The 23,355-nt window shown below is 43.9% G+C and carries 17 protein-coding genes and 1 tRNA gene; 15 read left to right on the forward strand and 3 right to left on the reverse strand.

Translation table 11 applies throughout. The features are described 5' to 3' along the window. Nucleotides 1-16: 16 nt before the first annotated feature. Together D0A37_RS11465 and D0A37_RS11470 are read left to right on the forward strand one after the other, a co-directional pair. Complete coding sequence (locus D0A37_RS11465) at nucleotides 17-538, forward strand: hypothetical protein (protein ID WP_242724305.1); 522 nt, start codon at nucleotides 17-19, stop codon at nucleotides 536-538. A gap of 694 nt (nucleotides 539-1,232) precedes the next feature. Then, entirely contained in the window at nucleotides 1,233-2,558 is a 1,326-nt protein-coding gene (locus tag D0A37_RS11470; protein WP_445242548.1) for a hypothetical protein, read from the forward strand. 304 nt (nucleotides 2,559-2,862) lie between these two features. Here D0A37_RS11470 and D0A37_RS11475 read toward each other — a convergent pair whose 3' ends face one another. Continuing rightward, nucleotides 2,863-3,183 (reverse strand): hypothetical protein, encoded by a 321-nt coding sequence (locus D0A37_RS11475; RefSeq protein ID WP_242724312.1) that lies wholly within the window; start codon nucleotides 3,181-3,183, stop codon nucleotides 2,863-2,865. A 112-nt stretch (nucleotides 3,184-3,295) separates the two neighbouring features. Here D0A37_RS11475 and D0A37_RS11480 point away from each other — a divergent pair, with 112 nt between their 5' ends. The 9 genes from D0A37_RS11480 to D0A37_RS11520 all read left to right on the forward strand — a co-directional run bounded on the left by D0A37_RS11480 (nucleotide 3,296) and on the right by D0A37_RS11520 (nucleotide 16,018). Next, nucleotides 3,296-4,189 carry an ion channel gene (locus D0A37_RS11480; protein ID WP_242724316.1) on the forward strand — a complete coding sequence of 298 codons (894 nt, stop codon included), beginning with the start codon at nucleotides 3,296-3,298 and terminating at the stop codon, nucleotides 4,187-4,189. A gap of 77 nt (nucleotides 4,190-4,266) precedes the next feature. Next, entirely contained in the window at nucleotides 4,267-4,593 is a 327-nt protein-coding gene (locus D0A37_RS11485) for a DUF433 domain-containing protein (RefSeq protein ID WP_242725482.1), read from the forward strand. A 193-nt stretch (nucleotides 4,594-4,786) separates the two neighbouring features. Beyond that, nucleotides 4,787-5,962, forward strand: a complete 1,176-nt coding sequence (locus D0A37_RS11490; protein WP_242724319.1) for a metallophosphoesterase family protein — start codon at nucleotides 4,787-4,789, stop codon at nucleotides 5,960-5,962. Nucleotides 5,963-6,182: 220 nt separating this feature from the next. Beyond that, entirely contained in the window at nucleotides 6,183-9,224 is a 3,042-nt protein-coding gene (locus D0A37_RS11495; protein ID WP_242724321.1) for an AAA family ATPase, read from the forward strand. 157 nt (nucleotides 9,225-9,381) lie between these two features. Beyond that, nucleotides 9,382-9,801, forward strand: coding sequence for a XisH family protein (locus D0A37_RS11500; RefSeq protein ID WP_242724323.1), 420 nt, complete (start codon nucleotides 9,382-9,384; stop codon nucleotides 9,799-9,801). Then, nucleotides 9,789-10,121, forward strand: a complete 333-nt coding sequence (locus D0A37_RS11505) for a XisI protein (RefSeq protein ID WP_015174218.1) — start codon at nucleotides 9,789-9,791, stop codon at nucleotides 10,119-10,121. Before D0A37_RS11500 ends, D0A37_RS11505 begins: the two co-directional genes overlap by 13 nt. Nucleotides 10,122-10,238: 117 nt before the next feature. Further along, nucleotides 10,239-11,408 carry a pyridoxal phosphate-dependent aminotransferase gene (locus D0A37_RS11510; RefSeq protein ID WP_242724325.1) on the forward strand — a complete coding sequence of 390 codons (1,170 nt, stop codon included), beginning with the start codon at nucleotides 10,239-10,241 and terminating at the stop codon, nucleotides 11,406-11,408. Nucleotides 11,409-11,424: 16 nt separating this feature from the next. Then, nucleotides 11,425-13,314, forward strand: coding sequence for an aminopeptidase P family protein (locus D0A37_RS11515; RefSeq protein ID WP_242724328.1), 1,890 nt, complete (start codon nucleotides 11,425-11,427; stop codon nucleotides 13,312-13,314). Nucleotides 13,315-13,603: 289 nt separating this feature from the next. After that, nucleotides 13,604-16,018 (forward strand): hypothetical protein, encoded by a 2,415-nt coding sequence (locus tag D0A37_RS11520; RefSeq protein ID WP_242724336.1) that lies wholly within the window; start codon nucleotides 13,604-13,606, stop codon nucleotides 16,016-16,018. Nucleotides 16,019-16,644: 626 nt separating this feature from the next. Here the strand turns inward: D0A37_RS11520 and D0A37_RS11525 are convergent. Beyond that, nucleotides 16,645-16,717 (reverse strand) — tRNA-Thr (locus tag D0A37_RS11525). A gap of 126 nt (nucleotides 16,718-16,843) precedes the next feature. After that, entirely contained in the window at nucleotides 16,844-19,000 is a 2,157-nt protein-coding gene (locus tag D0A37_RS11530; protein WP_242724338.1) for a WD40 domain-containing protein, read from the reverse strand. A 355-nt stretch (nucleotides 19,001-19,355) separates the two neighbouring features. Here D0A37_RS11530 and D0A37_RS11535 point away from each other — a divergent pair, with 355 nt between their 5' ends. The 4 genes from D0A37_RS11535 (at nucleotide 19,356) to D0A37_RS11550 (ending at nucleotide 22,832) form a co-directional block, all read left to right on the forward strand. After that, nucleotides 19,356-20,501, forward strand: coding sequence for a sulfate ABC transporter substrate-binding protein (locus D0A37_RS11535; protein WP_242724343.1), 1,146 nt, complete (start codon nucleotides 19,356-19,358; stop codon nucleotides 20,499-20,501). 88 nt (nucleotides 20,502-20,589) lie between these two features. Further along, nucleotides 20,590-21,450, forward strand: coding sequence for a sulfate ABC transporter permease subunit CysT (cysT, locus tag D0A37_RS11540; RefSeq protein WP_242724352.1), 861 nt, complete (start codon nucleotides 20,590-20,592; stop codon nucleotides 21,448-21,450). Next, on the forward strand, nucleotides 21,440-22,318 hold the full coding sequence (gene cysW, locus D0A37_RS11545; RefSeq protein WP_242724355.1) for a sulfate ABC transporter permease subunit CysW: 879 nt from the start codon (nucleotides 21,440-21,442) through the stop codon (nucleotides 22,316-22,318). The genes cysT and cysW overlap by 11 nt, the downstream gene beginning before the upstream one ends. A 154-nt stretch (nucleotides 22,319-22,472) precedes the next feature. After that, on the forward strand, nucleotides 22,473-22,832 hold the full coding sequence (locus D0A37_RS11550; protein ID WP_242724358.1) for an NIL domain-containing protein: 360 nt from the start codon (nucleotides 22,473-22,475) through the stop codon (nucleotides 22,830-22,832). The last annotated feature ends 523 nt before the right edge of the window (nucleotides 22,833-23,355 follow it).

Below are 23,355 nucleotides of genomic sequence, written 5' to 3' on the forward strand. Positions count from 1 at the left end.
AAAGGAAAAAAGTATCATGAGCGATGACAAAAAAACGGTACATGAACCTGATGCTAACCTAGACCCAATTTCAGGGGAAAAGGGAGCTCATCCAGTCGCAACGGGTATTGGTGCGGCGGGTGCGGGTGCTGCAGGTGCTGCGATCGGCGGTGCCATCGGGGGGCCTGTAGGAGCAGTTGTGGGCGCTGTGGTGGGTTCGTTTAGTGGCGGTTTGGTGGGCAAAGGTGTGGGCGAGGCGATCGACCCCACGGTAGAAGATGCTTACTGGCAAAGCAACTACAGTTCTCGTCCTTACGTGGAAACGAGCGCGACTTACGAAGACTATCAGCCTGCTTACCGCACCGGTTATGAGGGATACAGCCGCTATCGCGGTAGTGGTAAGAGCTTCAACGAGATTGAACACGATTTGCAGCGCGACTACGAAACAAATCGCGGTAAATCTAAGGTGACTTGGGAAAAAGCGAAGCCCGCCACGCGCGACGCTTGGGATCGGGTTGAACGGGCTGTTCCTGGCGACATTGACAAAGACGGCCGCTAAGGGCTGACGCGAAGTATTTCTCAGTCTTGGACGCACACAAACTCAAGCGTTCCGGTTATTTTTAGCCGGGTACCGGAATGGAGGGAAGTGTTGGATAAAAAAAAACCCGGCTGCTGCGTCTTGGACTGTTGTTGATAGGTGACACAGTTTTTAATGCGAGTTTAGCGAAGTTTTTGGGGATTTTGAGCCCCTCTCTACATCGGAGAGGGTATTTTTATGCTCCCTTGAAATCGCATTTTTCAGCACGATTTTTATTTCATATCAAATCCGTTAGCATCGGAATAGTAAATTCGAGTTCACTGTTGACTGTTGACTGTTGACTGTTCACTGTTCACTGTCAACAGTCAACAGTCACCAGTCAACATCATTCCGGTGTAACCGGAAACGATATCACAGGACTGTTCGCTGTGAGAACTCGCTAGAGACGTATAGGCTTTGCTGTGCGGGACGATCGCACTCCTAATAAACCCTTTTTACAAAATCGCGATGCTTCGCTTGGAGATGGGCATTTTTTTTTGACTATTAGCCTTAAAATTAAACTAATTCAGGACTGAGGCATCGATCGCATATTTCTGTCATTGTTCGCGATGCGCTTTCTTCAATCGCAGCCGGATCGTAAAGCGTCGGTGGCTTCAAGTCCGACAATTGTTAATCTAAATCCTCTCATTCAAAATTGGTATTACTTGTGGATGAAATGTTGGAAAGAGCTTGGACACTCAAGCAAAATTTAATTGACTTTGTGCTGGATGCTGAGGGAGAGTTGGCGGTAGCTTTGGAAGCTTATGCTGCTGCTCGCTCGACTGGCGAGCGCTACGATATTGCTCAGCAAAATCAAGTGATTGACAGTTTTACCATCGAAGGTAAAGTCGGAGACAAAACGCCGATCGACCTATTTGTCGAAAGTCAGCCGGATTTAACCGAGAGCGATCGTAGCTTGCTCGAAAGTTGGGAGTACAGAAGCTTCACTGGCTTATTTGAAATCACTCAACTTTCCCCCGACAAGTTTGAACTGATGAACTGGCCGACAGCTAAGCACTACGTTGTCAAGCCCAACAGTCCTAATTTTCTTGTAGAAATGTCTCGCTTTAAGTTAGGAGAAATCTTGCTGGCTCGGATTTCTCCCCTTACCGATGACTGGTGGATACTTTCGAGCTCTCCCATTATGAAGGGGAAATTGGGTAAGCCGAAGTTGGCGGTGGCGATCGGCAATTTCAAGCAAAATCACAAAAAGAACCTATACAGCGATGCGCCGGAATTGTTAGAGCAAGCTTGGCAGTCAGTAGAAAAGTACCATGAAGATTTTACCGAATTTTTTGGCAGTGAGGAAGTAACGCTATCGGGATATCACCTAAATAAACAGTTGGCGGAATTTCAGGAATTTATCACTAAAAAACGCCTAGCTGATATCGGCATTGATGGAAATAAATCTCTGGCGGATATCGTTGAAGATGCCGGAGTCGATCGAGAAGAAGTCAAAGCAGCAGCAATCGCGGCTGCAGGTGCCGATACTAACGCAGTTGAGGTAATGCTCGACAGCAATGCTAGTTCAAAAATGGTAATGCCGAAAGTCGAATTGCCCGATCGCTTCAAGAAAGCCGAACAGGTGACAGCACTTTCTCATCCTCGCTGGGGACAAACCTTTTTGTCTACTTACGCTCAATTTACTGCACTGCTAGCAGCCGCCGACTTTTCCACCGTTCCCGGTTACGAAAAGCTGGTGCGTAACTATCTAGAAGATCCTGCAATTAATGTCTGGATTTGGCAACGGTTAGCTAAAGTTAATCCAGCGAAATTAGAACAAATTTTGCAAACTGTATTGGAACGCACTGACTTTCAGATCGATCGCGATTTAGATGCCTTGCTGCAAGAGTTTAAAAAACCCTTAGAACCCGAACTGCCGGAAATTGCCAGCGTTCCCCTGCACCTGCACAACTTATTTCAGGAAGCTTTAGGCGAAGTTAATAAGTCAAAGTCTAAACCGCAGGAGAAAAAGAAAAGCTCCAAAGGCTTTAAATCCTAACTAGCTACGTTCGTGGCATACTGCTATGCCCTAATGCGCCGGCTTCGCCAACGGATACTCGATCAGATGGCCGCAGCCCAGGGACAGCAGAAACAGAGTGGCAATTTCAAGTATGAGTGCGATCGACCGTAGCCATTTTGGGCGCGTTAGGCGGCATCCCTCATATAATAAACAATTAAACAAGCTCACAGCTAACTGTGAGCTTATTGCCCGGTAATATAACTCAAATAGCTTTGCAGTCAGGACTTTAGTTTTTCTTCACCGCGAGCAAAAGAACTGAAGTCCTCACTACAAACACCTTTTGTTAATCTTCAACTCGTCGGACAGCCATGCGTTGCAGCGGCAGGCTGAGTATGCTAGAAGCAGTCAACAAGTAAGAAAGAACCGTAGTCAGCTTCAAACTGAGCAATAACCAGCTATCTTCTGGTAGGTGAAGTTTCAGCCCGAAAAAAGAGATGCAGTACACTATCCAGTAAGTAAAGCTCATCTTGATTAGGATTTCTTCGCTCAAAGTGCGATCGTCCGTTGGCTGCGAGTTGCGATTATCGGCCAGCAGGACTAGACCCGCAATAGAAGCCACCAAAGAAACCATAACGAGATAGTCATGCCAGTTAAGCTCAACCATTTCTAAACTCCGCTTGTATCCGAATTTTTGGAATCAGACATCAGTCTAAAGGATAAGTTTTCCCGCTCCAAGCAATAGTTACAAATTGAAACAGCCCGAGTTACAAATCGCAATGAAAATTCCCCGCAACCGCCAGCAACAGGCGCGTTTAGTCAGCCGCCAAGGACAATTCCCCTTAAATATTGTCAAGTTGGGAGTACCGCGCCTACATTTTGCCGACCTCTACCACAGGCTGCTAACTCTTTCTTGGCCACGATTTTTCATGCTGATTTGTCTCTCCTATACAGTCACAAATTCTTTATTTGCCTTAGCTTACTTGGCGGGAGGAGATTGCATTGCTAACGCGCGGCCGGGTTCTTTCCCAGATGCCTTTTATTTCAGCGTGCAAACAATGGCGACGATCGGCTACGGCTCTATGTATCCGCGCACGGATTACGCTAATACTATAGTCGCGATTCAAGCGCTTTTTGGTTTGTGGGGAGTGGCGATGGTGACGGGGCTGGCTTTTTCGAGATTTTCCAGACCAACAGCTAGAGTTATCTTCAGTCGCGTAGCTGTGATCGCTCCTTTCAACGGCGTTCCGACTCTGATGTACCGCACTGCAAATCAGCGTTTTAACCAAATTTTAGAAGCGCAGCAGCGAGCTACTTTGATCCGTGACGAGGTAACATCGGAAGGAGAATTTATGCGGCGTTTTTACGATTTGCAATTGATGCGGAGTCACTCTCCGATTTTTGCCTTAACTTGGACGGTTATGCACGCAATTGAGGAGAGCAGTCCTTTGTACCAACTTACTGCCCAAGACTTGATTGAGCAACAAGCAGAAATTGTCATTACGTTAACAGGAATTGACGAAACAGTTTCGCAAACTATTCATGCGCGACATTCTTTTGTGGCGTCGGAAATTATGTGGAATATGCGATTTGTAGATATTCTTTTGAAATCGGCTACGGGAGGGCGCGTGGTTGATTATACTCGGTTTCACGATGTGAAGCCTGTTGAATGAAAGTTTTGATTGAGCCAGTGCTAGAATACCTGTATGGCCAAAACAAGTTAATATTTATGAGCTCAATAACTGCAAAGATGACACTCAAAGAATTGCAACCGCAACTCTTGGCTTTAACTCCCGAAGAAAAGGCTCAAGCTATACAATTCCTAGCCCATAGTTTAAGCAACTTTTGGCCGGGAATTCAAAAGACTCCCGGTGTCATGGGCACAGAAGCCTGTATCCGAAAAACTCGGATTCCTGTTTGGCTGTTGGTAAGTTATCGCCGTCAAAGTGCCACCGATGCTCATATTTTAGAAGGTCATCCCGATCTGAGTGCCGTAGATTTGGTGAATGCTTTTAGTTATGCTGAGGCATATCCTGATGAGATTGAAATAGCAATTCGAGAACAGGAAGAGGCATAAACAGTGGCAGATATTTATACCGCGATCGCACAAAGCATTAAAACAGAGATATTTTACCATTTTAAAGCAGGCTTTTATGAACGGGCAAGATGCCCGTTCCACAAAGAATGAATTTCTTGTGGAACGGGCATCTTGCCCGTTATTGAAAATGGTACAACATCTCAGTTAACATAAACAAAATACTCCTCGTACTATGCGAATAATTCATACTGCTGACTGGCATTTAGGGCGACGTTTTCGAGGGATCGATCGCACTTTTGAAATTGCGATCGCCCTCGAACAGATTTTGAAGCAAGCAAAAGCCTTGGATGTCGATGCTGTGCTCGTTGCCGGCGACATTTTCGACGTGCCGAACCCTCCCGCTTACGCCGAACGCATTGCTTATAACTTTTTCTGCGAACTCCAAGCGGCAGGAATTCCCGCAATTGCGATCGCCGGTAATCACGATTCGGCATCCCGCATCGACAGCATCGCGCAATTGCTTTCCCTCGCCGGTGTTCGCGCTTTAGGCAAACCCAGGCTTTCCGCAGACGGAGGCACAATTACTCTTAATACAAAAAGCGGTAAACTTTGTGTGGGAGCGATGCCTTTTGCTTCCGAACAAAGGCTGTTAGATGCTAATTCTCTCTGGCAGTCGGGCGATGCCGATCGCCGAAAAGACTACCGCGAAATCGTAGCATATTTACTCGAAGATTTAACGAGGGATTTTAGAGACAATACTGTCAATATTCTCATGGGACACATGAGCATTGACGGCGCTCGATTGGCAAAATCCGAAGTCGCTTATTACACGCGAGAAAAATACCTGCTCTCATCGCAAACTCTGCCGCCAGAAGCTCAGTATGTTGCCCTCGGGCACATCCACATTCACCAGCGGGTTTCTGAGACTTCTCCCGCTTATTATTCCGGTTCTTTGATTCAGTTAGATTTTGGAGAAGCGGAACAGGAAAAAGGATTTTGCTTGATAGAAGTTGAGCCGGGAAGTCAGGCCAAGGTGGAATTTAAGCCTGTGGCTTGCCACAAGCCGTTAAAAGTGCTTAAATGTCATAACGACAATCTCGATGAAACTTTAGAAGCTCATCAGTATCATCCGGGTTTCTTGAAAGTAATTGTCGAACTGGACAGTCCGCAAATCGGACTTGCCGATCGAGTGCGCCAAATTTGTTCTCAAGCGCTGTTAATTGAACCGCGCTATCCAGATGCAGCGCTAGAACCAACAGAAATAACTAATATCGATCCCAATAATTTCGATCCGGCAGCAGAGTTTTGCAACTATTATCAAAACCGCTTGGGAACGACACCGAAACCGGCAGTATTGGAGGAATTTCAAAATTTGTACAAGAAGTTTAAGGAAACAGTTAACAATTAAATGCGTAAAAAGATACAATAACTGGTTCCCAGGCTCCGTCTGGAAATATCCAGAGGCTCTGCCTCGCGCTTAAATAGGAAAATTGGAGGCAGAGCCTCCGGATATGCGTTACCAGGCAAATAGGAAAATTGGAGGCAGAGCCTCCCGATCTGCATTACCAGGCGGAGCCTGGTAAAGAGTAATACGATCTAAAACCCCAAATCCTAAAACTAAAATCAGTATGCGTCCACTCGAACTTATTCTCGAAGGATTTACCAGCTTCCACCGCGAACAGCGTTTAGATTTTTCTCAACTCGATTTGTTTGCAATTACGGGTGCTACAGGTGCGGGCAAATCTTCACTCTTAGATGCCATGACTTACGCTCTTTTTGGCACAACAACTCGCAGCGGCAAACAAGTCAGTGATTTGGCGAGTCAAGGCAGCGAAAATTTAAAAGTGCAGTTGCGTTTTGCTGTGGGTTCGGCACAGTATCGGGTGACGCGAAGGTGGCGTTTTCGTCCGAAATCTCCCGAAAATAAGGTGATTTTGGACAACTGGCAAAATGGTCAATGGGAAACTTTGGGGACGAGCATCGTTGCTGTTCAAAATACGATTGAACAGATTTTAGGAATGGATTTTGATACTTTTACACGAGCAATTGTTCTGCCTCAAGGCAAGTTTGATGAGTTTATTAAAGGGGATACTTCAAAACGCCGGGAAATTTTGCGGCAGCTAGCGGGATTTGAGATTTTTGAGCAGATGCGGAAGGAAACAAATGAACTCGCAAAGTTGCTGAAACAGGAACGGGAAATGGTGGAAAGGCAGCTAGCGGATTTGAGTGCGCCGACGGCGGATGAGGTGGCTCAAAGACGATCGCAACTTTTGATTTTAGAGCAGCAGTTGCCCCAGCTCGATCGCGCTGTGATGAAAGCTCAGAAGGATCTAGATGAAGAGGAACAGCTATTTTCGCAAATTGCTCGCTGGCAAGAGTTACAACAACAACTGACCCAATTAAATGCTAATTCCGCCGAGGTTGCAATTTTAGCACAGCGTTTAGACAGAGCGCAAGCTGCCAATCATTTACAGGGAGATTGGGCTTTAGTGCGATCGGCTCGCAGTCAGTATGAAACTGCCGCAAGTGCCTCGGTGGCAGCGCGAAAGCAGTTAATTAAAGCTCGCTCTGAGCTAGCAGTAGAGCAGCAGCAACTTGACGCGGCAAAAGCCAAAGAAGAGGTGCTAGCGCCACAAATTAAGGCTCGGGAAGATGCTCTAGCTGCTGCTAAAGTATATGAAGAACAACGCACTCAATTAGAAAAAGAAGTTGCGCTTGCCCAAAAAATTCAACAGGAAAAACTCCGCTTTTTTATGGCAGCAGATAAAGAACTGCAAGCTGCTAACACTAAAATTCAAGGCGCGGGTTTTCGAGTTACTCAAGCAGCGGCACAGCTCGCACAGTATGCGCCGGGAGGAAAGCGTTTAGAGCAATTGCAGCAAATTTCACCCTTATTGATGGAAATTCAGCTAATTACCAAGCAGCAAAAGACTCAGCAAGAACAGTTGGATAAATCTCTGAGAGAGAAGGAAAGCGCTCAACAAAATTATGTGGAGGTTACCACTAATTTAGAAGCAGTTGAACTCAGGCTAAAAGAGTGCGCCCGCGAGTTAGAAGCGGCCCAAACCGCTAATGCGGAAGCGGCACGTTTAGAGAGTGTTGCTGCTGTCAGAATGTCGCTGAATTCTGGCGATACTTGCCCGGTGTGTGGGGGGGTGCATCCTGAGAGCGATCGGCTCCCTCCTTTGCCCGATTCTAATATTGTCGATGTCGCTGGTTTGCGGCGGAAATTGGCGGATGCAAATCAGGTTTTTCAAGATGCTCAAAGGCGGGCTGCTGAGGGGAAAAGTGCAGTTTCAGCCTGCCTCCAAAAAGAGTCGCAAATTGCTCAAATGTTGGAATTAACCACGAATAAAGTTGCCGAATTGCAGCAGGAAATAGGTCAAGTTCTGGAGACTCCTCATTGGGAAAGCTTGGGGTTGCAGCAGGAGTTGGCAATCCTTAAAGAGAGCGATCGCCAATACCGCGAAACCGAACAGCAGTTCCAACTGGCATCATTGGAATATGATAATTTTCAGGAAAGATTTAATTTTGCGGTGGCGACTCAAGCAGCTAAACAGCAGGAATATCAAGATGCGATCGCCGAATCAGACCGTCGCCAGCAGCAGTTGCAAAGTTGTGTAAATGCGCTTTATCAAATTACGGAATATCAACCTTATGCTAATTTAGCAAAAGTCTTAGAACAAGACAAGCAAGACTTGGCAAATCTGCTGAAAGTTGCCGAAAAATCATATCAAACTGCTCAAAATAAGGTTATTCAAGCCGCAGAAAGAGAGCAACAAGCTGGAGAAGCTTTTGGACAAGCCCAAGCCCAGAAACAGCAGTTAAACCTGGATTGGTCAGCAAAATTAACAGCGGTTGATTTCACAGAAGAGACATTTTTAGCAGCGGTTGCGACAGTTAAGGAACAATCAGAATGGGAAAATGCTATTCGCTCTCACCGCGAATCAAAAATTCAGTTAGAGACGCGGGCGAAAGATTTGAGCGAGGCGATCGCAGGCAGAACTACCGATGAAAATACTTTAGCACAAGTGCGATCGGCAAAACATACCGCCCAAGAAAACCTCAAACAAGCCAACAACAACCGCGCCGAACTGTTAGCTTGGATTCAAGTAGCAGCTCAAAATCTCGAACAAGCCGAAAGACTGTCACAGCAAATCACAAATTTCACAGAACAAGAGCAAACTTATCACACCTTAGCGCAGAACCTCAAATCCAACGAATTTCAATCCTACATTTTAGAACATTTAGAAGCAGAATTAGTCGGCAGCGCCACCTTAATTTTGCAAGAATTAACCGAAAATCGCTACAAACTAATAAACCAAGACGGCGAATACTGGGTAGCAGATAATTGGAACGGCGGCGAAGCTAGACGAGTGCGTACTCTTTCCGGTGGTGAAACCTTTGCCACTTCCTTATCAATGGCTTTAGCTTTGTCAGAAAAACTGTCTCAAGGAACTCACTTGGGCAGCTTATTTCTAGATGAAGGATTTGGTACTTTAGATACCGAAACTCTCGAAAGCGTTATTCAAATTTTAGAATCTTTGCGGCAGCGAGACAGGCTGATTGGAGTGATTACCCACGTTCGAGAATTGGGCGAAAGATTGCCCGCACAAGTTAAAGTTTCTAAATCCCCCCAAGGCTCTAGAATAGAAGTTGAAAGAGTCTAATTATATTATAATAAAACTTATGTCAAAAGTAGTTTGGTTCACTATTTATAGCGCTTTCGGTGCGTCGTCTGCATCCTAAAAACTATATACGTAGTGTGTGTACTACACATCAGTTAACTAAGCTATTTTTGGATCTAGTAAAACAGTTTTTTAAATCATGTCAGCAAAAGATATCTTTCACAACACAGTACGTTCGGCTTTGGAGAAAGATGGATGGACAATTACTCACGATCCTCTGTTTCTAAAAGTAACTTCTCAAGTAAAAATGCAGATAGATTTGGGAGGAGAAAAATTACTTTCTGCCGAAAAGGGGATGCAAAAAATAGCAGTAGAAGTAAAAAGTTTTGTGGGCTTGTCGGCGCTGTCAGAATTCCATACGGCTGTTGGTCAATTTCTTAATTATCGAGTAGCATTGGAAAAATTGGAATCAGAACGAGTGCTGTATTTGGCAGTGCCTACAGATATCTATCAAGATTTTTTTACAGACTCGTTTGTTCAAACTGTGTTAGAACGATATCAAATAAAGATGCTGGTTTTTCATGTGAAGGGACAGGAGATAACATTATGGAAAGATTAGATTATCGCCAGTTAGTTCAAAAAGTCATACATCAACACGCGACAGAGCAGTCTGAGCAAGATGTAGAAACCACTGAAATTGTTTTCGATACGGAACGCGACCGCTATTTATTGTTGTATGTGGGATGGCGGGATGAAGAACGAATTCATGGATGTCCGATTCATGTTGATATCAAAGATGGAAAGATTTGGATTCAGCGCGATTTTACCGAAGCAGGAATTGCCAATCAATTTCTCGAATTTGGAGTCCCTAAAACAGATATTGTGTTGGGATTTCGAGCGCCTTATGTACGGCAATTTACTGGATTTGCGATAGCGTAAATCCTTAAATAATCTCCCAAACAACCAAATCGCCACAACCCCGACTTATCCAAAGATTCGGGGTTATAATCTGTAAGTTATGTCAATTTACTTAACGCCCCAAGAAACAAATATTATATGAAAAATTACCCCACTCGAATGCAATCGGTACAGTCGCCCATAATTCCAGTAGTTGGCGAACTGATCCGCCAAAATCCGGGAACAATATCTTTAGGACAAGGCGTAGTTTACTACAATCCGCCACAAGAATCATTTGACCGAATTCCCGAATTCTTCGCAAATACCGACAATCACAAATACAAAGCCGTGGAAGGAATTCCACAATTACAAGATGCTATCGCAGCCAAACTAAAAATAGATAACGACATAGAAATTAATAGCAAAAACTGCATTGTCGTTACCGCCGGCAGCAATATGGGATTTACCAACGCCATTCTCGCTATCACTTCGGCGGGAGACGAAGTTATTATCCAATCACCTTATTATTTCAACCACGAAATGGCGGCAATTATGGCAAATTGCCGACCTGTGATAGTAGAAACTGACGCCAATTATCAACTTAATATCGATGCTATAAAAAAAGCCATTACTGACAAAACGCGAGCCATAGTTACCATTTCACCAAATAATCCCACTGGGGTTGTTTATTCAGCCGAAGCACTCCGAGAAATTAACGAAATTTGTCGTCAGCACAACATCTATCACATCAGCGATGAAGCTTACGAATATTTTACTTATAACGGCGTCAAACACTGTTCGCCCGCCGCTTTTCCCCACTGCAGCGAACATACAATTTCTCTATTTAGCCTCTCCAAAGCCTACGGTTTTGCGAGTTGGCGGATCGGGTACATGGTAATCCCAGAACATTTGCTCGTTTCAGTGAGAAAAATTCAAGATACAATCTTAATTTGTCCCCCAGTAATTTCTCAATATGCAGCCCTGGGAGCCTTGCAAGTTGGTAGAGGTTACTGCGATAATTATGTAAGGGCGATCGCATCCGTGCGACAACTCGTATTAGAGGAACTCAATACCATCCAAAACTTGTGTACAATTTCCCCAGCCGCCGGAGCGTTCTACTTTTTCTTGAAAGTTGATACTGAAATCGATACAATGGAATTAGTAGAAAAATTAATTCGCGAATATCGTGTAGCCGTGCTTCCCGGTACAACCTTCGGCATGGATAGTGGCTGCTATTTGCGCGTTGCTTACGGTGCTTTAGAAAAAGCAACTGCCACCGCAGGTATTAGGAGATTAGTTAAAGGTTTGAAGACAATTCTAAACAAGTAAAATAGGAAGATTGAACATGGTTGCCACTAATTTAAAAGCAAATACAAATATCCAAGATACCTCCGCTGCAAGACTGGCAGACTTGCGCGATTTGATGGCAGATTATGAATTAGATTGCTATTACATCCCAGCGGTTGACGAACACTTAAATTTATCAGTTCCAGCAGCCAAGCAACGGCGAGCTTGGATGTGCGGTTTTACGGGTTCGGCCGGTGATTTGTTGGTTGGTAAAGATTCCGCTTGGTTGTTTGTGGATTCCCGCTACTACGAACAAGCCGAATTGCAAGTCGATACTGGAATTATTGAAATATCGAAACTTGGCTTAGAAGGCAATTTAACCTTAATTGAAACTTTAGAAAAACTCGCTGTAGAATCGGCAGAAAAATCAACGAAAATTCGCATGGGTTTTGACCCGTTTACTGTAGCGACAGAGCAATATCAAAAGTGGGTAAAAAAAATTGCAACGGCGGAGATTGAACTCATACCAATCCCGGAGAATTTGACAGACAAAGTGCGATCGCAAACTCCTTGGCAAACAGCAGAGACTTTACCCGCGATTGATGCAGAGCCCATATTTAGCTTACCTGTATCCCTGACCGGAGAAACCGCCGCCGAAAAATTAGCCAGAGTCAGGGAAGCCATGCACAAAGCCAATATCGATGTGCTTCCGATTACCAACCTGAATCAAATAGCGTGGCTGTTCAATCTCCGAGGCTCGGATATTCCCCACATTCCCATTTTCATCTCCTATGCCATTGTCACCACAGATTCAGCGTTTTTGTTTACAAATCCCGAACGAATTTCGCTAGAAATAAAGCAAGAATTGCGGGCGGATGTAACTTTACTTCCCTACGCAGACTATCCGCATACATTAGAAACTTGCGTAAATTTGCCACATAAAGTTCGGGTACTTTTAGACCCGAAACACAGCACAGCAGGCACGTACCAGTTAATATTAAATCATCAACAAGCGCAGTTTTACAACATCGAAATAGTTTTTAAGACACATCCGGTGGAAGGGATGAAAGCTCGCAAAAATCCGGTTGAAATCGAGCAGATGAAATCCGCCAATTTCAAAGCAAGTCGAGCGAAAACTTTGACTTTAAAGTGGTTGACAGAACAGCTAGAAAATGGTGAGGTATTGACTGAGTTTGATGTCAAAGAAAGCATCGAAAGATTTTATCAGGAAGAAACTGATTTTCAGACTTTAACTTTTAGAACGATCGCAGGTGCGGGAGCCAATAGCTCGATCGTACATTACGGAACCCCCAGCCCAGAAGTCACCTTAAAACCCGGAGAATTGCTGCTGCTTGACTCAGGCGCGCAATATTTAGCAGGTACAACCGACGATACGAGAACAATAAGTATCGGAGAACCGACGGCGCTACAAATAGAACACTACACCACAGTCTTAATCGCCCACATCAACTGTGCAATGCAGCAATTCCCCAAAGGAACAACGGGAGCGCAATTAGATGCGATCGCCCGTGCGGTATTATGGCAAGAACAGCTAGACTACGGACACGGTACAGGGCACGGAGTGGGCGCATTTTTAGCCGGTCACGAAGGGCCCAACGGCATCAGCAAATCTGTGCAGTATCCCCTGGAAGCGGGAATGGTAACTAGCATCGAACCGGGATATTACGAACCGGGATGGGGCGGAATTCGCATCGAAAATCTCTATGTTGTCAGGGAAATGCCCTCAAAAAACGGTTCGGTTTGGTACGGATTTGAATCGCTGACATATATTCCGTTTGACAAAAAATTGATTAATGTCGATCGGCTGTCAAAGACTCAACTCGCATGGTTAAATAATTATCACGCTTCGGTAGTCGAGAAACTGGAACCCGTACTTGATGCAGCAACAATTGAAGGGTTGAAAACAGCCTGCGCTGCATTAGGTTAAGCCTTGTAATTTGTCGCACATTTAACTTGTGCAACTATTTTTCGTGAAACTCTTGTGGGGTGGGCACGCGAGCCCGCCCCCAAGGGAAGTAATCAAACTACTGATACGTCTTCAACTACTCCCAACGCATAAACTCTCAGACACAATATCCTAAAGACCTGTTAACAGACTAAGGTAATGACCATAAAATAGAAGATAAGCAGATATTTAGTGTCTATAGCTAATAGAACTAAACTGTTTATCCCTGATACTCTAACAGAAAATTATCAAGGATAAGGGATTAAGTTTTATGAAAGCAGAATCAGAAGTATCTATTTTTTTTGCACTATCTATTTTCTCAAATGAAAAATTTAAAGCCGATGATGATAGACTAAACTATCAATCCTATAAAGAGCTAGGTCTAATTTGTGGTCAATGTAGAGAACTTGTCTTTTTTAAGCAAGGTATAGAGAGAGTTTCTCACTTCTCTCATTTCAGAGATACAGGCAAAGATTGTCCGTGGAGAACAGAGAGCCATAGTAATACACAATCTAGTGATTCTTTTAAGAGAGAACAAAGTTTACAAGAATTCCAAACTAAATTTAGATGGATTATTGAACAAGGGATAATAAAACATCAACAAATTTCAGAGTCTCAGCTTCGCGAGCAAATAAAGAAAGGTCAAAAATTAGTTTCTACCTATAAGATAGATATCGACTCTTGGCTAAGGTGGTTTAATCAAAATAGAGAACAACTGGGAAATCTAGCTAAAAGTTTGTATCAAAGTAATGAGTTAGTATCTGAGGAAAATCAGATAATTCTTTTAAATTTTGTTGATTATTTGTGTGTTCCTGCTAGTGAAGATATTTTGAGAGATATCCTTTACTATGTATTTGGTTTATTGGATAAAGAGATATCTCTTAATAAATACTTAGAAGAGGTTTGCTCTAAAGTCATTGAAATAATAATTTTTGCTGGTTGGGAAGAAGAGTACGAAATCGCACCTATCATATTCAAAGGGATTGACCACCCTAATGTAGAGGAAAAAACTCCTAAAGGTCAAATCAAGGTAGAGCAGCAAACACCTAAGCCTATTAAGTTGGAAAATGAGAAAGTCGGAGTTAATCAAGTCGAGTTCACCGACATAATCGCAACTGTTCCTATGCTGTTACGACTGACACCGGGTGAGGCGGGTTACAAACTGGTAGGATTGCCGATCAAATTACCGCCAGAACTGACTTATGATTCTGCCCGTTATATTGCCTCTAATTTAGGCATGGGCGCACTCGGTTATCTCAACAATGAGGTAGCCAGAATAAAGGGTGGATCTGAGTCTATGATTGGTAGGTATACCAGGCGAGACATGATCGATGCTTTGAATGCGTTGATCACTGGTATCAAGGCAAGCCAAAAAATTGATCCGGCTAACGTCTTAATCAGTAAAAACAAGCTAAAAGCGTACATGAGTCAGCAGGAATTCTATTCCTCACCAACTGACCAATACTACTCATTCTATCCTCTAGCATCTGTCAAAATTATCCAAGAGACTGAAAGCATCAAGTATAGCTATAGGTTAACAAACTTCGGCGACCCGATGGCATTAATTAGAGCCAACCTCTCATCAATACAGACTTGGGTGCAGCGTCTAAACTATAACCTTAAAAATTACTTTGGGGTTAAAAAACCCAGCTTCGATGAGATCCGCCAATACCTGAAGGATTACTTTAAGTTCAAAAATTGCGATCTCAAGGTCTATTACGATAATGGGATCTTTTTTGAAGTCTGGCATCAAGGGAAATTAGTAACAAAACAACTCATTACCATAATCGATCCTGCTAATGCTGAAAAAACCTACAATCTGCAATCCGTAAATATCGCTAGAAATATCCAGTTTGGTGATAATCGGATATTTGAAAAAGTGTTGAAGTGCAACAACATTCTAGATAGTGACTTAATACGGTTTGCTAAAGGTCAATTATCAAAAGTTGTTGACAAATTCATTACCGCTAACGAGAAAAAGTTAGTAGGCAAAGATAAAGTGGCACAGACTAGCAAGGTTAGGGATCTGCTAGGTTTTGGTAAGACTAGCAAGGGCTTCTCTAACATCAAAAGCACGTTCTTAAAATTCATAAGACCATTCTCTAATGAATCAGAAGTTAACAGAGGTAAAGTCTTAAACCTTAGAACGGGTAAAACGTTAGATCAACATTCTGCCAATGAGTTATTAGAGAAAATGACAGCTAACTGGAAGGAATGGGATCGTGATAAAGATCAAACAATTCAACTAGGAGGAATAGAGGTTAAGAAGCCTAACCCTGGCAAGTTAATGTTAGAGGTTCACAATAAAATCTCTGATTATCCGCACTTAGATCAACTTGTTTGGGGTGATTTAATAGAAGTTTGGTGGCAATTGACACAAGAGCCGATCGGTTTTAGGACTTCTAGCGGTGTGATATTAACACCTTGGTCTATCAAAGAGGATCGAGTTGACATCTGGCAATACAGAATAAAGATGCAACTGATCGACATTCTCCGAGATCAAAAGACAAATAAAGGTGAGGTAACAACAATAGAGGCACATCTACAACTATCGAGAAAGAGGTTAAGAGAGATATTAGATACTGTCTACCCTAACTGGCAAAAACAAGTATCGGAGGATATACTGAGACATCTCGACGCATTAGAGAACGCATTAGAGTTAGCTAAAAAAGCTGCTAAACTCTAAACACTAGCTAGGGTATACCCGGTAAGTTATCCTAGCTCTTTCTACTAAAAGCATTCAACCTTTGACTTAAGTCAGTAAAAAGAATGAAATTTAGTAGATGTAAACAAATAAAACAGGTATATATACACTACTAAGATAGGACATTATATGTAAAAAGTGATATAGGAAAGTATATATGAAATATGAGAATCTATAGGAACAGAGTAGAGACGATAGCTAAATGGTTGAGGTTAGAGTAACCCGCTTTCCCTATGTGCTTCTATTACATAATTTATTTCAATGCAAACTCAATGTTCTATAACTAAAACAAATCATATTATATGCCTCTAGATTGAGCTACAGGGAGCGATAAGGCACGTATGGGTATGAATACTACATTTATTGTGTAGAGGAGCCTTAAAACTCGATTTAAGAGGGGTAGAGTGAGATGTGACAGCTTAGGGTCTAGGTAAGTATAATTATTAGGCCGAAATTATCTTTACTATCTAAATAATTTTGATTTACTTATAAAGCCCAGCTTTAAGAGCTTAGTTGGGTATGAAACGGGTATGGGGTTCTAGACCCACTTCATACCTAAAAATAAGACCAAGGCTCGAAGTTTCATCAAGCCTTGGTCTTATCAGTAAAGCTGGTGACAGGATTTGAACCTGCGACAGGCTGATTACAAATCAGCTACTCTACCAACTGAGTTACACCAGCAGTGAAACTTAATATAGCAAACTTATAGTCATTAGCGCAACCCCCCCAGCCATTTTTTTTTTCAAATTCGCTCAAAACCCCTCCCCGTAAGGGCAAAACCGAAATTGTCTGCCCACTGCCAATTAACTAATCGCACCGCCAAATCTTAATCGTCTGATCCGCACTGCCGCTGGCGAGCAAATTGCCCGAAGGCGCGATCGCCACCGAGTACACCGTACCCGAATGTCCCTTAAGAGCGCTCAACAACTCCCCCGTCTGCAAATTCCAAATATTAATCGTATTATCATCGCACCCACTAGCCAAAGTCAAACCGTCCCGACTGATAGCAACCGACTCGCCCCGACTCACATAATTCTGCAAAATATGCACCGCCTCATTCGTTCCTAAATTCGTTTCACCCTTTCCCCTTCCAGAATTAGTATTTAAAATCCGCAACAAACTGCCCGTGTGCAAATTCCGCAGCTTAATCGTATAATCATTGCTCACGCTAGCAAGAATCTGACCGTCCGGCGCGATCGCCACAGAATTCACCCCAACATTCAACCCCGAAAGAGTCCGCAGCAACTTGCCGCTTTCCACATCCCAAACCTTGCTCGTCGCATCCGAACTGCCACTCGCCAATATTTTACCGTCGGGGCTAAAAACCACCGCATTCACATTGTCAGAATGACCCCTCAAAGTCCGCAGCAACTCACCACTCCGCAAATTCCAAAGCTTAATCGTATTATCAGCCCCGCCGCAGCTAGCAATTACCAGGCGCTTCGGGTTAATCGCCACCGAATTCACCTCCATAGAATGTCCAGGAAAAGTACACAGCAAATCACCGTTGTGCAAATTCCAAAACTTAATTGTTTCGTCCGAACTGCCACTGACCAACATTTTTCCGTCATAGCTAATAGCCACCGAATTTACGCGATCGGAATGCCCCGTCAGAGTGCCAATTAATTCTGCTGTTTCTAAATTCCAAATCTTAATAGTTTTATCCCAACTACCGCTAGCCAGAATTTTGCCATCAGGGCTAATCGCCAGAGAATTCACAAACGATGAATGTCCTGGCAGCGTCTCTACACACCGCCATTTCTCATGTTTTAATTTGTGAGCTAATTCCTTCACCCGCTTAGATGCGGCCTCAGCTTCCTCTCTGCGTTTGAGTTCAGCCTCCTCCAAACGCTGGCGTTCCGCCCTAGCTTTCGCCTCTCGCAGCGCCAGCCGCCGCATCTCTCCCTTATAGACTATTCGCTGCTGCTCCTGAATTTCTTTAAGAGTTTCAATATACGGTTGGGCCCAATCTTTAGAAAACCATTCCTGAGCAAATTCCGCCTCTAATTTAAATAACTGAGGTTCGTGAGTAAAATCGATATTTAAATAATACAAATCAGCTAAAAAAGCCGCCAATAACTTGTGAATAGTCACAATTATTTGCCGAATAATCCGCAGGCTCAGCTTTTTATCTTTCCCCTCCGCCTCCAACTGGTGATAAACCTCTTCCCAATTCCAAGGCTGCATCGCCACTAGAGAAACGCTCTGATTGATGACTCCCCAAAAACCCACATGAAAATTAACTTCATAATCGCTGATGTCGCTATACAATATAGCTGTCGGTACGGGAGACAACACAGTCTGCAACCGCTCTACATCAATATCAGAAATCGATTTTTTGAAATAGTCTCCGTAAAACTGAACCGGGCACAAATCTCCATGGGGGGGGTAGTGCTGGTTCAAAAAAGCTCTCAACTTAGCCGGCAGCTCGATATTCAGATTGTGGCGAAACGAATCGGGGCAATCTTCGCTAATTTTTGCGGGAGCAACTAACAGCAGCAATCGGTGCTGCTGCTGCTGCAAAATCTGTTCAGTTTCCTGCCTGCTCAAATTAGAAAACCAGTTGTCCCTGTCCCAAATAGTTTGAATTTGGCTCAGCTTAACTCGAATTGCTTCTGATTGAAACTCCCGCATTAAGTCGCGGCAAAGCCGACTAATTGCCCGCTTATCTCTTACTTCTTGTGCCTTAATTCGATTAACACGTTCTTCCTTTGCCCATTCTTCGGCGTCGGCGAGGGCGATTAATTGTTGTTCTCTGGCCTGCTGCCGCTGCAAATATCTCACTTGTGCTTTAATCCAGCGGGGGTCTTTTTTGATTTGCTGGTTCAAAGCTGAAGAACCAGAGGGCTCAATTTCTGCATAGCGTTCGTTGACAGCGCTTGCTCCCAATCTTTCTCCCAATTCAGAGGCTACAGGCTTCAACAGTTCAATGAGGGTGTCTGAGACGGGGCGGGGTAAGGACATACCTGTTAAAACTTTTTCTTATTTAAGGACGATCGCGCGAGTCATGCGTACCTCCTGGGGCAGGGCTATTACATTTGGGCGATCGGCCGATGGTATATGTAAGGCGTATCGTGCAGCCGCGCCAGCTTAGCACATTAACTCAATAATAATATTTATTTCTACACTTTACATTTTACCCCGAATCTGAATCGAAAACACCCACGGAAAAGACTTCACGATATGCGATCGACCCTGAGTTCCCCCAGTTTATTTTTTTTGTTGCCTTTTGACTCGCTCTTGTCTATAATCGTACTTCACAACCATAATTACGGTATTCCGACCTGATAACCGTACTTTCACTAGAGGAATAAATATAATGAGCCCGTGGCAACGCCTAACTCAACACCTTCAGTGGCCGCAACAGCCACCCGCCAGCACAAATCAATCATTTACGGCGCTGAAAAGATTTGTGTCGCTATTTTTAGTGGGAATAACTTTAAGTCTGGCCGTTGCATCCTGCGGCCAGGGAACCACCAACAACCCTGCAGCCACTCCAGGTGGTGCTAGCCCAGCAGCCAACAAAGGTAATGTAGAATTAACCCTAGTATCCTTCGCCGTCACCAAAGCCGCCCACGAAGCCATAATTCCCAAATTTATAGAACAATGGCAAAAAGAAAAAGGCCAAACCGTCACCTTCAACCAAAGCTACGGCGGTTCCGGTTCCCAAACTCGGGCCGTAATTGACGGTTTAGAAGCAGACATCGTACACCTAGCCCTCGCCCTCGACACCGCAAAAATCGAAAAAGCCGGACTAATTCAACCTGGGTGGGAAAAAGAAGTTCCCAACGAAGGCATAGTCAGCAAATCGGTAGGAGCAATAGTTACCCGCGAAGGCAATCCCAAAGGCATCAACACCTGGGAAGATTTAAGCAAAGACGGAGTAAAAGTGATTACTGCCGATCCTAAAACATCAGGCGTTGCCCGTTGGAATTTCCTCGCACTTTGGGGATCGGTTGTTAAAACCGGAGGAGACGAAACCAAAGCATTAGACTTGACTAGCAAAGTCTACAAAAACGTCCCGATTCTGACTAAAGATGCCCGCGAAGCCACTGATGTATTTTTCAAACAAGGGCAAGGCGACGCCTTAATTAACTACGAAAACGAGATTATTCTGGCAGGTGAGAAAGGCGAAAAACCGACTTATACTATTCCCGAAGTCAATGTTTCGATCGACAATCCGATTGCCATCGTCGATAAAAACGTTGATAAACACGGTACTCGCGAAGTCGCCGAAGCATTTGTTAAGTTTCTCTACACCCCAGAAGCTCAGCGAGAATTTGCCAAAGTAGGCTTCCGCCCAGTAGATGCGACAGTAGCCGCGGAACCAGAATTTGTCAAAAAATATGCCCCCATCAAAACCCTATTTACAGCTCAAGACTTAGGAGGTTGGGGAGATATTCAGCAGAAATTCTTCGATGACGGAGCTGTTTTTGACAAAATCCAAGGTTCTATTAGACAGTAAAAAAACAGAATGCCCTGATCCCCGACTTCCCCGAAGTTGTCGGGGATCTAATAGATTCACTATTCTTCCAAATCCAAACTATTCACTTATGGCTGTATCATCTCCAACCAGTAACCCTCAATCTCCGATCGAAAATATCAAAAGGGCGATCGGCAAAATAACATTACCTTGGGGAATCACCCTAGGGTACCTCAGCTTAATGCTAGTACTCCCAGTTGCAGCAATGCTGCTGAAAGCCAGCACAGCAAACCCCGCCGAATTTTGGAAAATTGCCACCAGTCCGATCGCCCTTTCCGCCTACGATGTCACCTTCTTTACGGCCTTAGTTGCGGCATTAATTAACGGAGTATTCGGCACATTAATTGCCTGGGTTTTAGTCCGCTACGACTTTCCCTTAAAACGGATTATAGATGCAGTCGTCGATTTACCCTTTGCACTGCCTACATCCGTTGCCGGTTTAACTCTCGCCACAGTTTACAGCGATAACGGCTGGATTGGTTCGCTTTTTGCACCTTTGGGAATCAAGATATCGTTTACTCGCTTGGGCGTAGGTATAGCGATGATATTTATTTCCTTGCCATTTATAGTTAGAACCGTACAGCCAGTTTTAAACGAGATGGAAAAAGAGATCGAAGAAGCAGCTTGGTGCTTAGGTGCTTCTCAATTTGAAACCTTCTGGAGAGTAGTTTTGCCGCCGCTATTTCCGTCTATTTTAACCGGAGTAGCACTCGGCTTTTCGCGAGCGGTTGGCGAGTACGGCTCTACTGTAATTGTAGCTTCTAACATACCGTTCAAAGATTTAATCGCCCCAGTTTTAATTTTCCAAAGGTTGGAACAGTACGACTATGCAGGAGCAACAGTTATCGGCACTGTCATGTTAGGTATTTCCCTGGCAATGTTGTTCGCCATTAATCTCTTACAAGCATGGAGAAGACGCTATGACGGCTAATATCAATTCACCCGCTGGTTACACATTTCCGCCCGCAGGTTCTAGTCGGAGTCAGGAAAAAGCTTGGGTAAAACCAACTTTAATCGGAATTGCGATCGGCTATCTTGCTCTTGTCTTATTTATCCCCACGCTCAACGTTTTTTACCAAGCTTTCAGAAAGGGATTTGAGCCATTTTTTTCTAACTTAACCTCGCCCGATTTTCTGCACGCAGCGCAACTAACCCTGGTGATTTCTCTGATAGTTGTGCCTATAAATACAGTATTCGGTTTGTGTGCCGCCTGGGTAATTGGCCGCAACAAATTTCGGGGTCGCACGCTATTAATCAGCCTTTTAGACGTGCCTTTTGCCATCTCTCCCGTAGTTGCAGGTTTAATGATTGTACTGCTTTACGGTCGGGTGGGATGGTTCGGGCCGTCGCTAGATGCGGCCAATATCAAGGTTATTTTTGCCTTCCCTGGGATGGTGCTAGCTACTGCTTTTGTTACCTTGCCTTTTGTGGCGCGCGAAGTGATTCCTGTTTTGGAAGAAGTGGGGACAGATCAAGAAGAGGCGGCGAAAACTTTGGGAGCAAATGACTGGCAAATTTTCTGGAATGTCACGCTTCCGAGTATTCGTTGGGGATTGCTTTACGGAGTAATTTTGACCAATGCTAGAGCAATGGGAGAATTTGGAGCCGTCTCTGTGGTGTCTGGAAATATTGCTAAAAAAACGCAAACTTTGCCTTTGTTTGTAGAGGATGCTTACAAGCAGTATGCGACGCAAGCCGCATTTTCGGCTGCGGTAGTTCTCGGTCTTTTAGCAGTTGTTACCCTCGTGCTTAAGGAGATTTTAGAACGAAAAACTAGCATCAAAGAAGTTGAAGAATAATCACCATTCATGAGGTTCGAGGGTGCGAACTTGTTAGTCATTAGTAGGTGTGGCGCTATCGACAATCTGGTTGGAAGCCGGAAAATCACACAGCGCTCCACCCTACAAGATATTGGTGCAAAGGGTAAACTGAAACAAAAATTAGGAGTTCCAAATGTTAGCTCACAACACTAGCCAATCTCAATTTGAGGCGATCGGCAATTTTCACAAAACCCAAGAATCAGATATTCCCAAATCTGAAAGTGGCGACAGCAGACCAACTCAAACCCGCATTCGCATTCGTGTTCCTAAAGAGTACCATCAGGAACCTGTAATCTCTAACCTGATTTCTGAATACGGTTTGACGGTGAATTTTAATGCCGCTTTGTTGGGTGTCAAAACTTTAGATGACGGTTGGTTTGACTTGGAACTTAACGGTACAAGTAAACAGATTGAAACGGGTCTGATTTATCTCAATGATTTAGATGTGGAAATCTGGAGCAATTCCACTAATCCCGATGAAGAAACTTGGTAATTAGTCAGTCGGGAACGCAGAAACCGGCAAGAGGAGTTAAGATTCTGGACTGACACGCAGAATTTTCTTTCCTCTTCCCGGTTTATTGAGTTTAATAGTCTCCAGGAATGTTAGTCATGAGTCAGCATATCTATTCCTGTAAAATTACCGCGATCAATCTTCTAGTGAGGAATGCAAGTCCTCATAAAACTCAGAGGACTTGTATTCCTTACTACCAAGCAATTTGATGGCGGTTGTTCGTTAGCGAAGCCCTCGAAGAGGATCGCACATCCAGATAATTCAGCAGCCAACAACTACCAAATAATATCAGCTTACAGCTAATAACCGTGATTGATAACTCTTGACTCACAAATATCGAGCGCCATCGGTTAATTATTTGATTGACAATTTTTATAAAATCTGGTATTTTAGCCATCTCGGGTACAGCATAAAACAGCGCGCAAGTTTCGTCCAACATTTTTGGGAACAGCCGGAACAATATCCCCTTTTAAAACTTCTCAACCATCAAACTAACTCAGTTAGG

The sequence above is a fragment of the Microcoleus vaginatus HSN003 genome, assembly GCF_022701255.1.
Lineage (GTDB): Bacteria > Cyanobacteriota > Cyanobacteriia > Cyanobacteriales > Microcoleaceae > Microcoleus > Microcoleus vaginatus_B.

Bases quoted from the DNA above. Each gene is read 5' to 3' on its own strand.
- D0A37_RS11470 (WP_445242548.1), top strand. From the start codon at position 1,233: ATGTTGGAAAGAGCTTGGACACTCAAGCAAAATTTAATTGACTTTGTG.
- D0A37_RS11520 (WP_242724336.1), top strand. From the start codon at position 13,604: ATGAAAGCAGAATCAGAAGTATCTATTTTTTTTGCACTATCTATTTTC.
- D0A37_RS11475 (WP_242724312.1), bottom strand. From the start codon at position 3,183: ATGGTTGAGCTTAACTGGCATGACTATCTCGTTATGGTTTCTTTGGTG.
- D0A37_RS11535 (WP_242724343.1), top strand. From the start codon at position 19,356: ATGAGCCCGTGGCAACGCCTAACTCAACACCTTCAGTGGCCGCAACAG.
- D0A37_RS11465 (WP_242724305.1), top strand. From the start codon at position 17: ATGAGCGATGACAAAAAAACGGTACATGAACCTGATGCTAACCTAGAC.
- D0A37_RS11505 (WP_015174218.1), top strand. From the start codon at position 9,789: ATGGAAAGATTAGATTATCGCCAGTTAGTTCAAAAAGTCATACATCAA.
- D0A37_RS11510 (WP_242724325.1), top strand. From the start codon at position 10,239: ATGAAAAATTACCCCACTCGAATGCAATCGGTACAGTCGCCCATAATT.
- cysT (WP_242724352.1), top strand. From the start codon at position 20,590: ATGGCTGTATCATCTCCAACCAGTAACCCTCAATCTCCGATCGAAAAT.
- cysW (WP_242724355.1), top strand. From the start codon at position 21,440: ATGACGGCTAATATCAATTCACCCGCTGGTTACACATTTCCGCCCGCA.
- D0A37_RS11500 (WP_242724323.1), top strand. From the start codon at position 9,382: ATGTCAGCAAAAGATATCTTTCACAACACAGTACGTTCGGCTTTGGAG.
- D0A37_RS11495 (WP_242724321.1), top strand. From the start codon at position 6,183: ATGCGTCCACTCGAACTTATTCTCGAAGGATTTACCAGCTTCCACCGC.
- D0A37_RS11515 (WP_242724328.1), top strand. From the start codon at position 11,425: ATGGTTGCCACTAATTTAAAAGCAAATACAAATATCCAAGATACCTCC.
- D0A37_RS11490 (WP_242724319.1), top strand. From the start codon at position 4,787: ATGCGAATAATTCATACTGCTGACTGGCATTTAGGGCGACGTTTTCGA.
- D0A37_RS11550 (WP_242724358.1), top strand. From the start codon at position 22,473: ATGTTAGCTCACAACACTAGCCAATCTCAATTTGAGGCGATCGGCAAT.
- D0A37_RS11485 (WP_242725482.1), top strand. From the start codon at position 4,267: ATGACACTCAAAGAATTGCAACCGCAACTCTTGGCTTTAACTCCCGAA.
- D0A37_RS11530 (WP_242724338.1), bottom strand. From the start codon at position 19,000: ATGTCCTTACCCCGCCCCGTCTCAGACACCCTCATTGAACTGTTGAAG.
- D0A37_RS11480 (WP_242724316.1), top strand. From the start codon at position 3,296: ATGAAAATTCCCCGCAACCGCCAGCAACAGGCGCGTTTAGTCAGCCGC.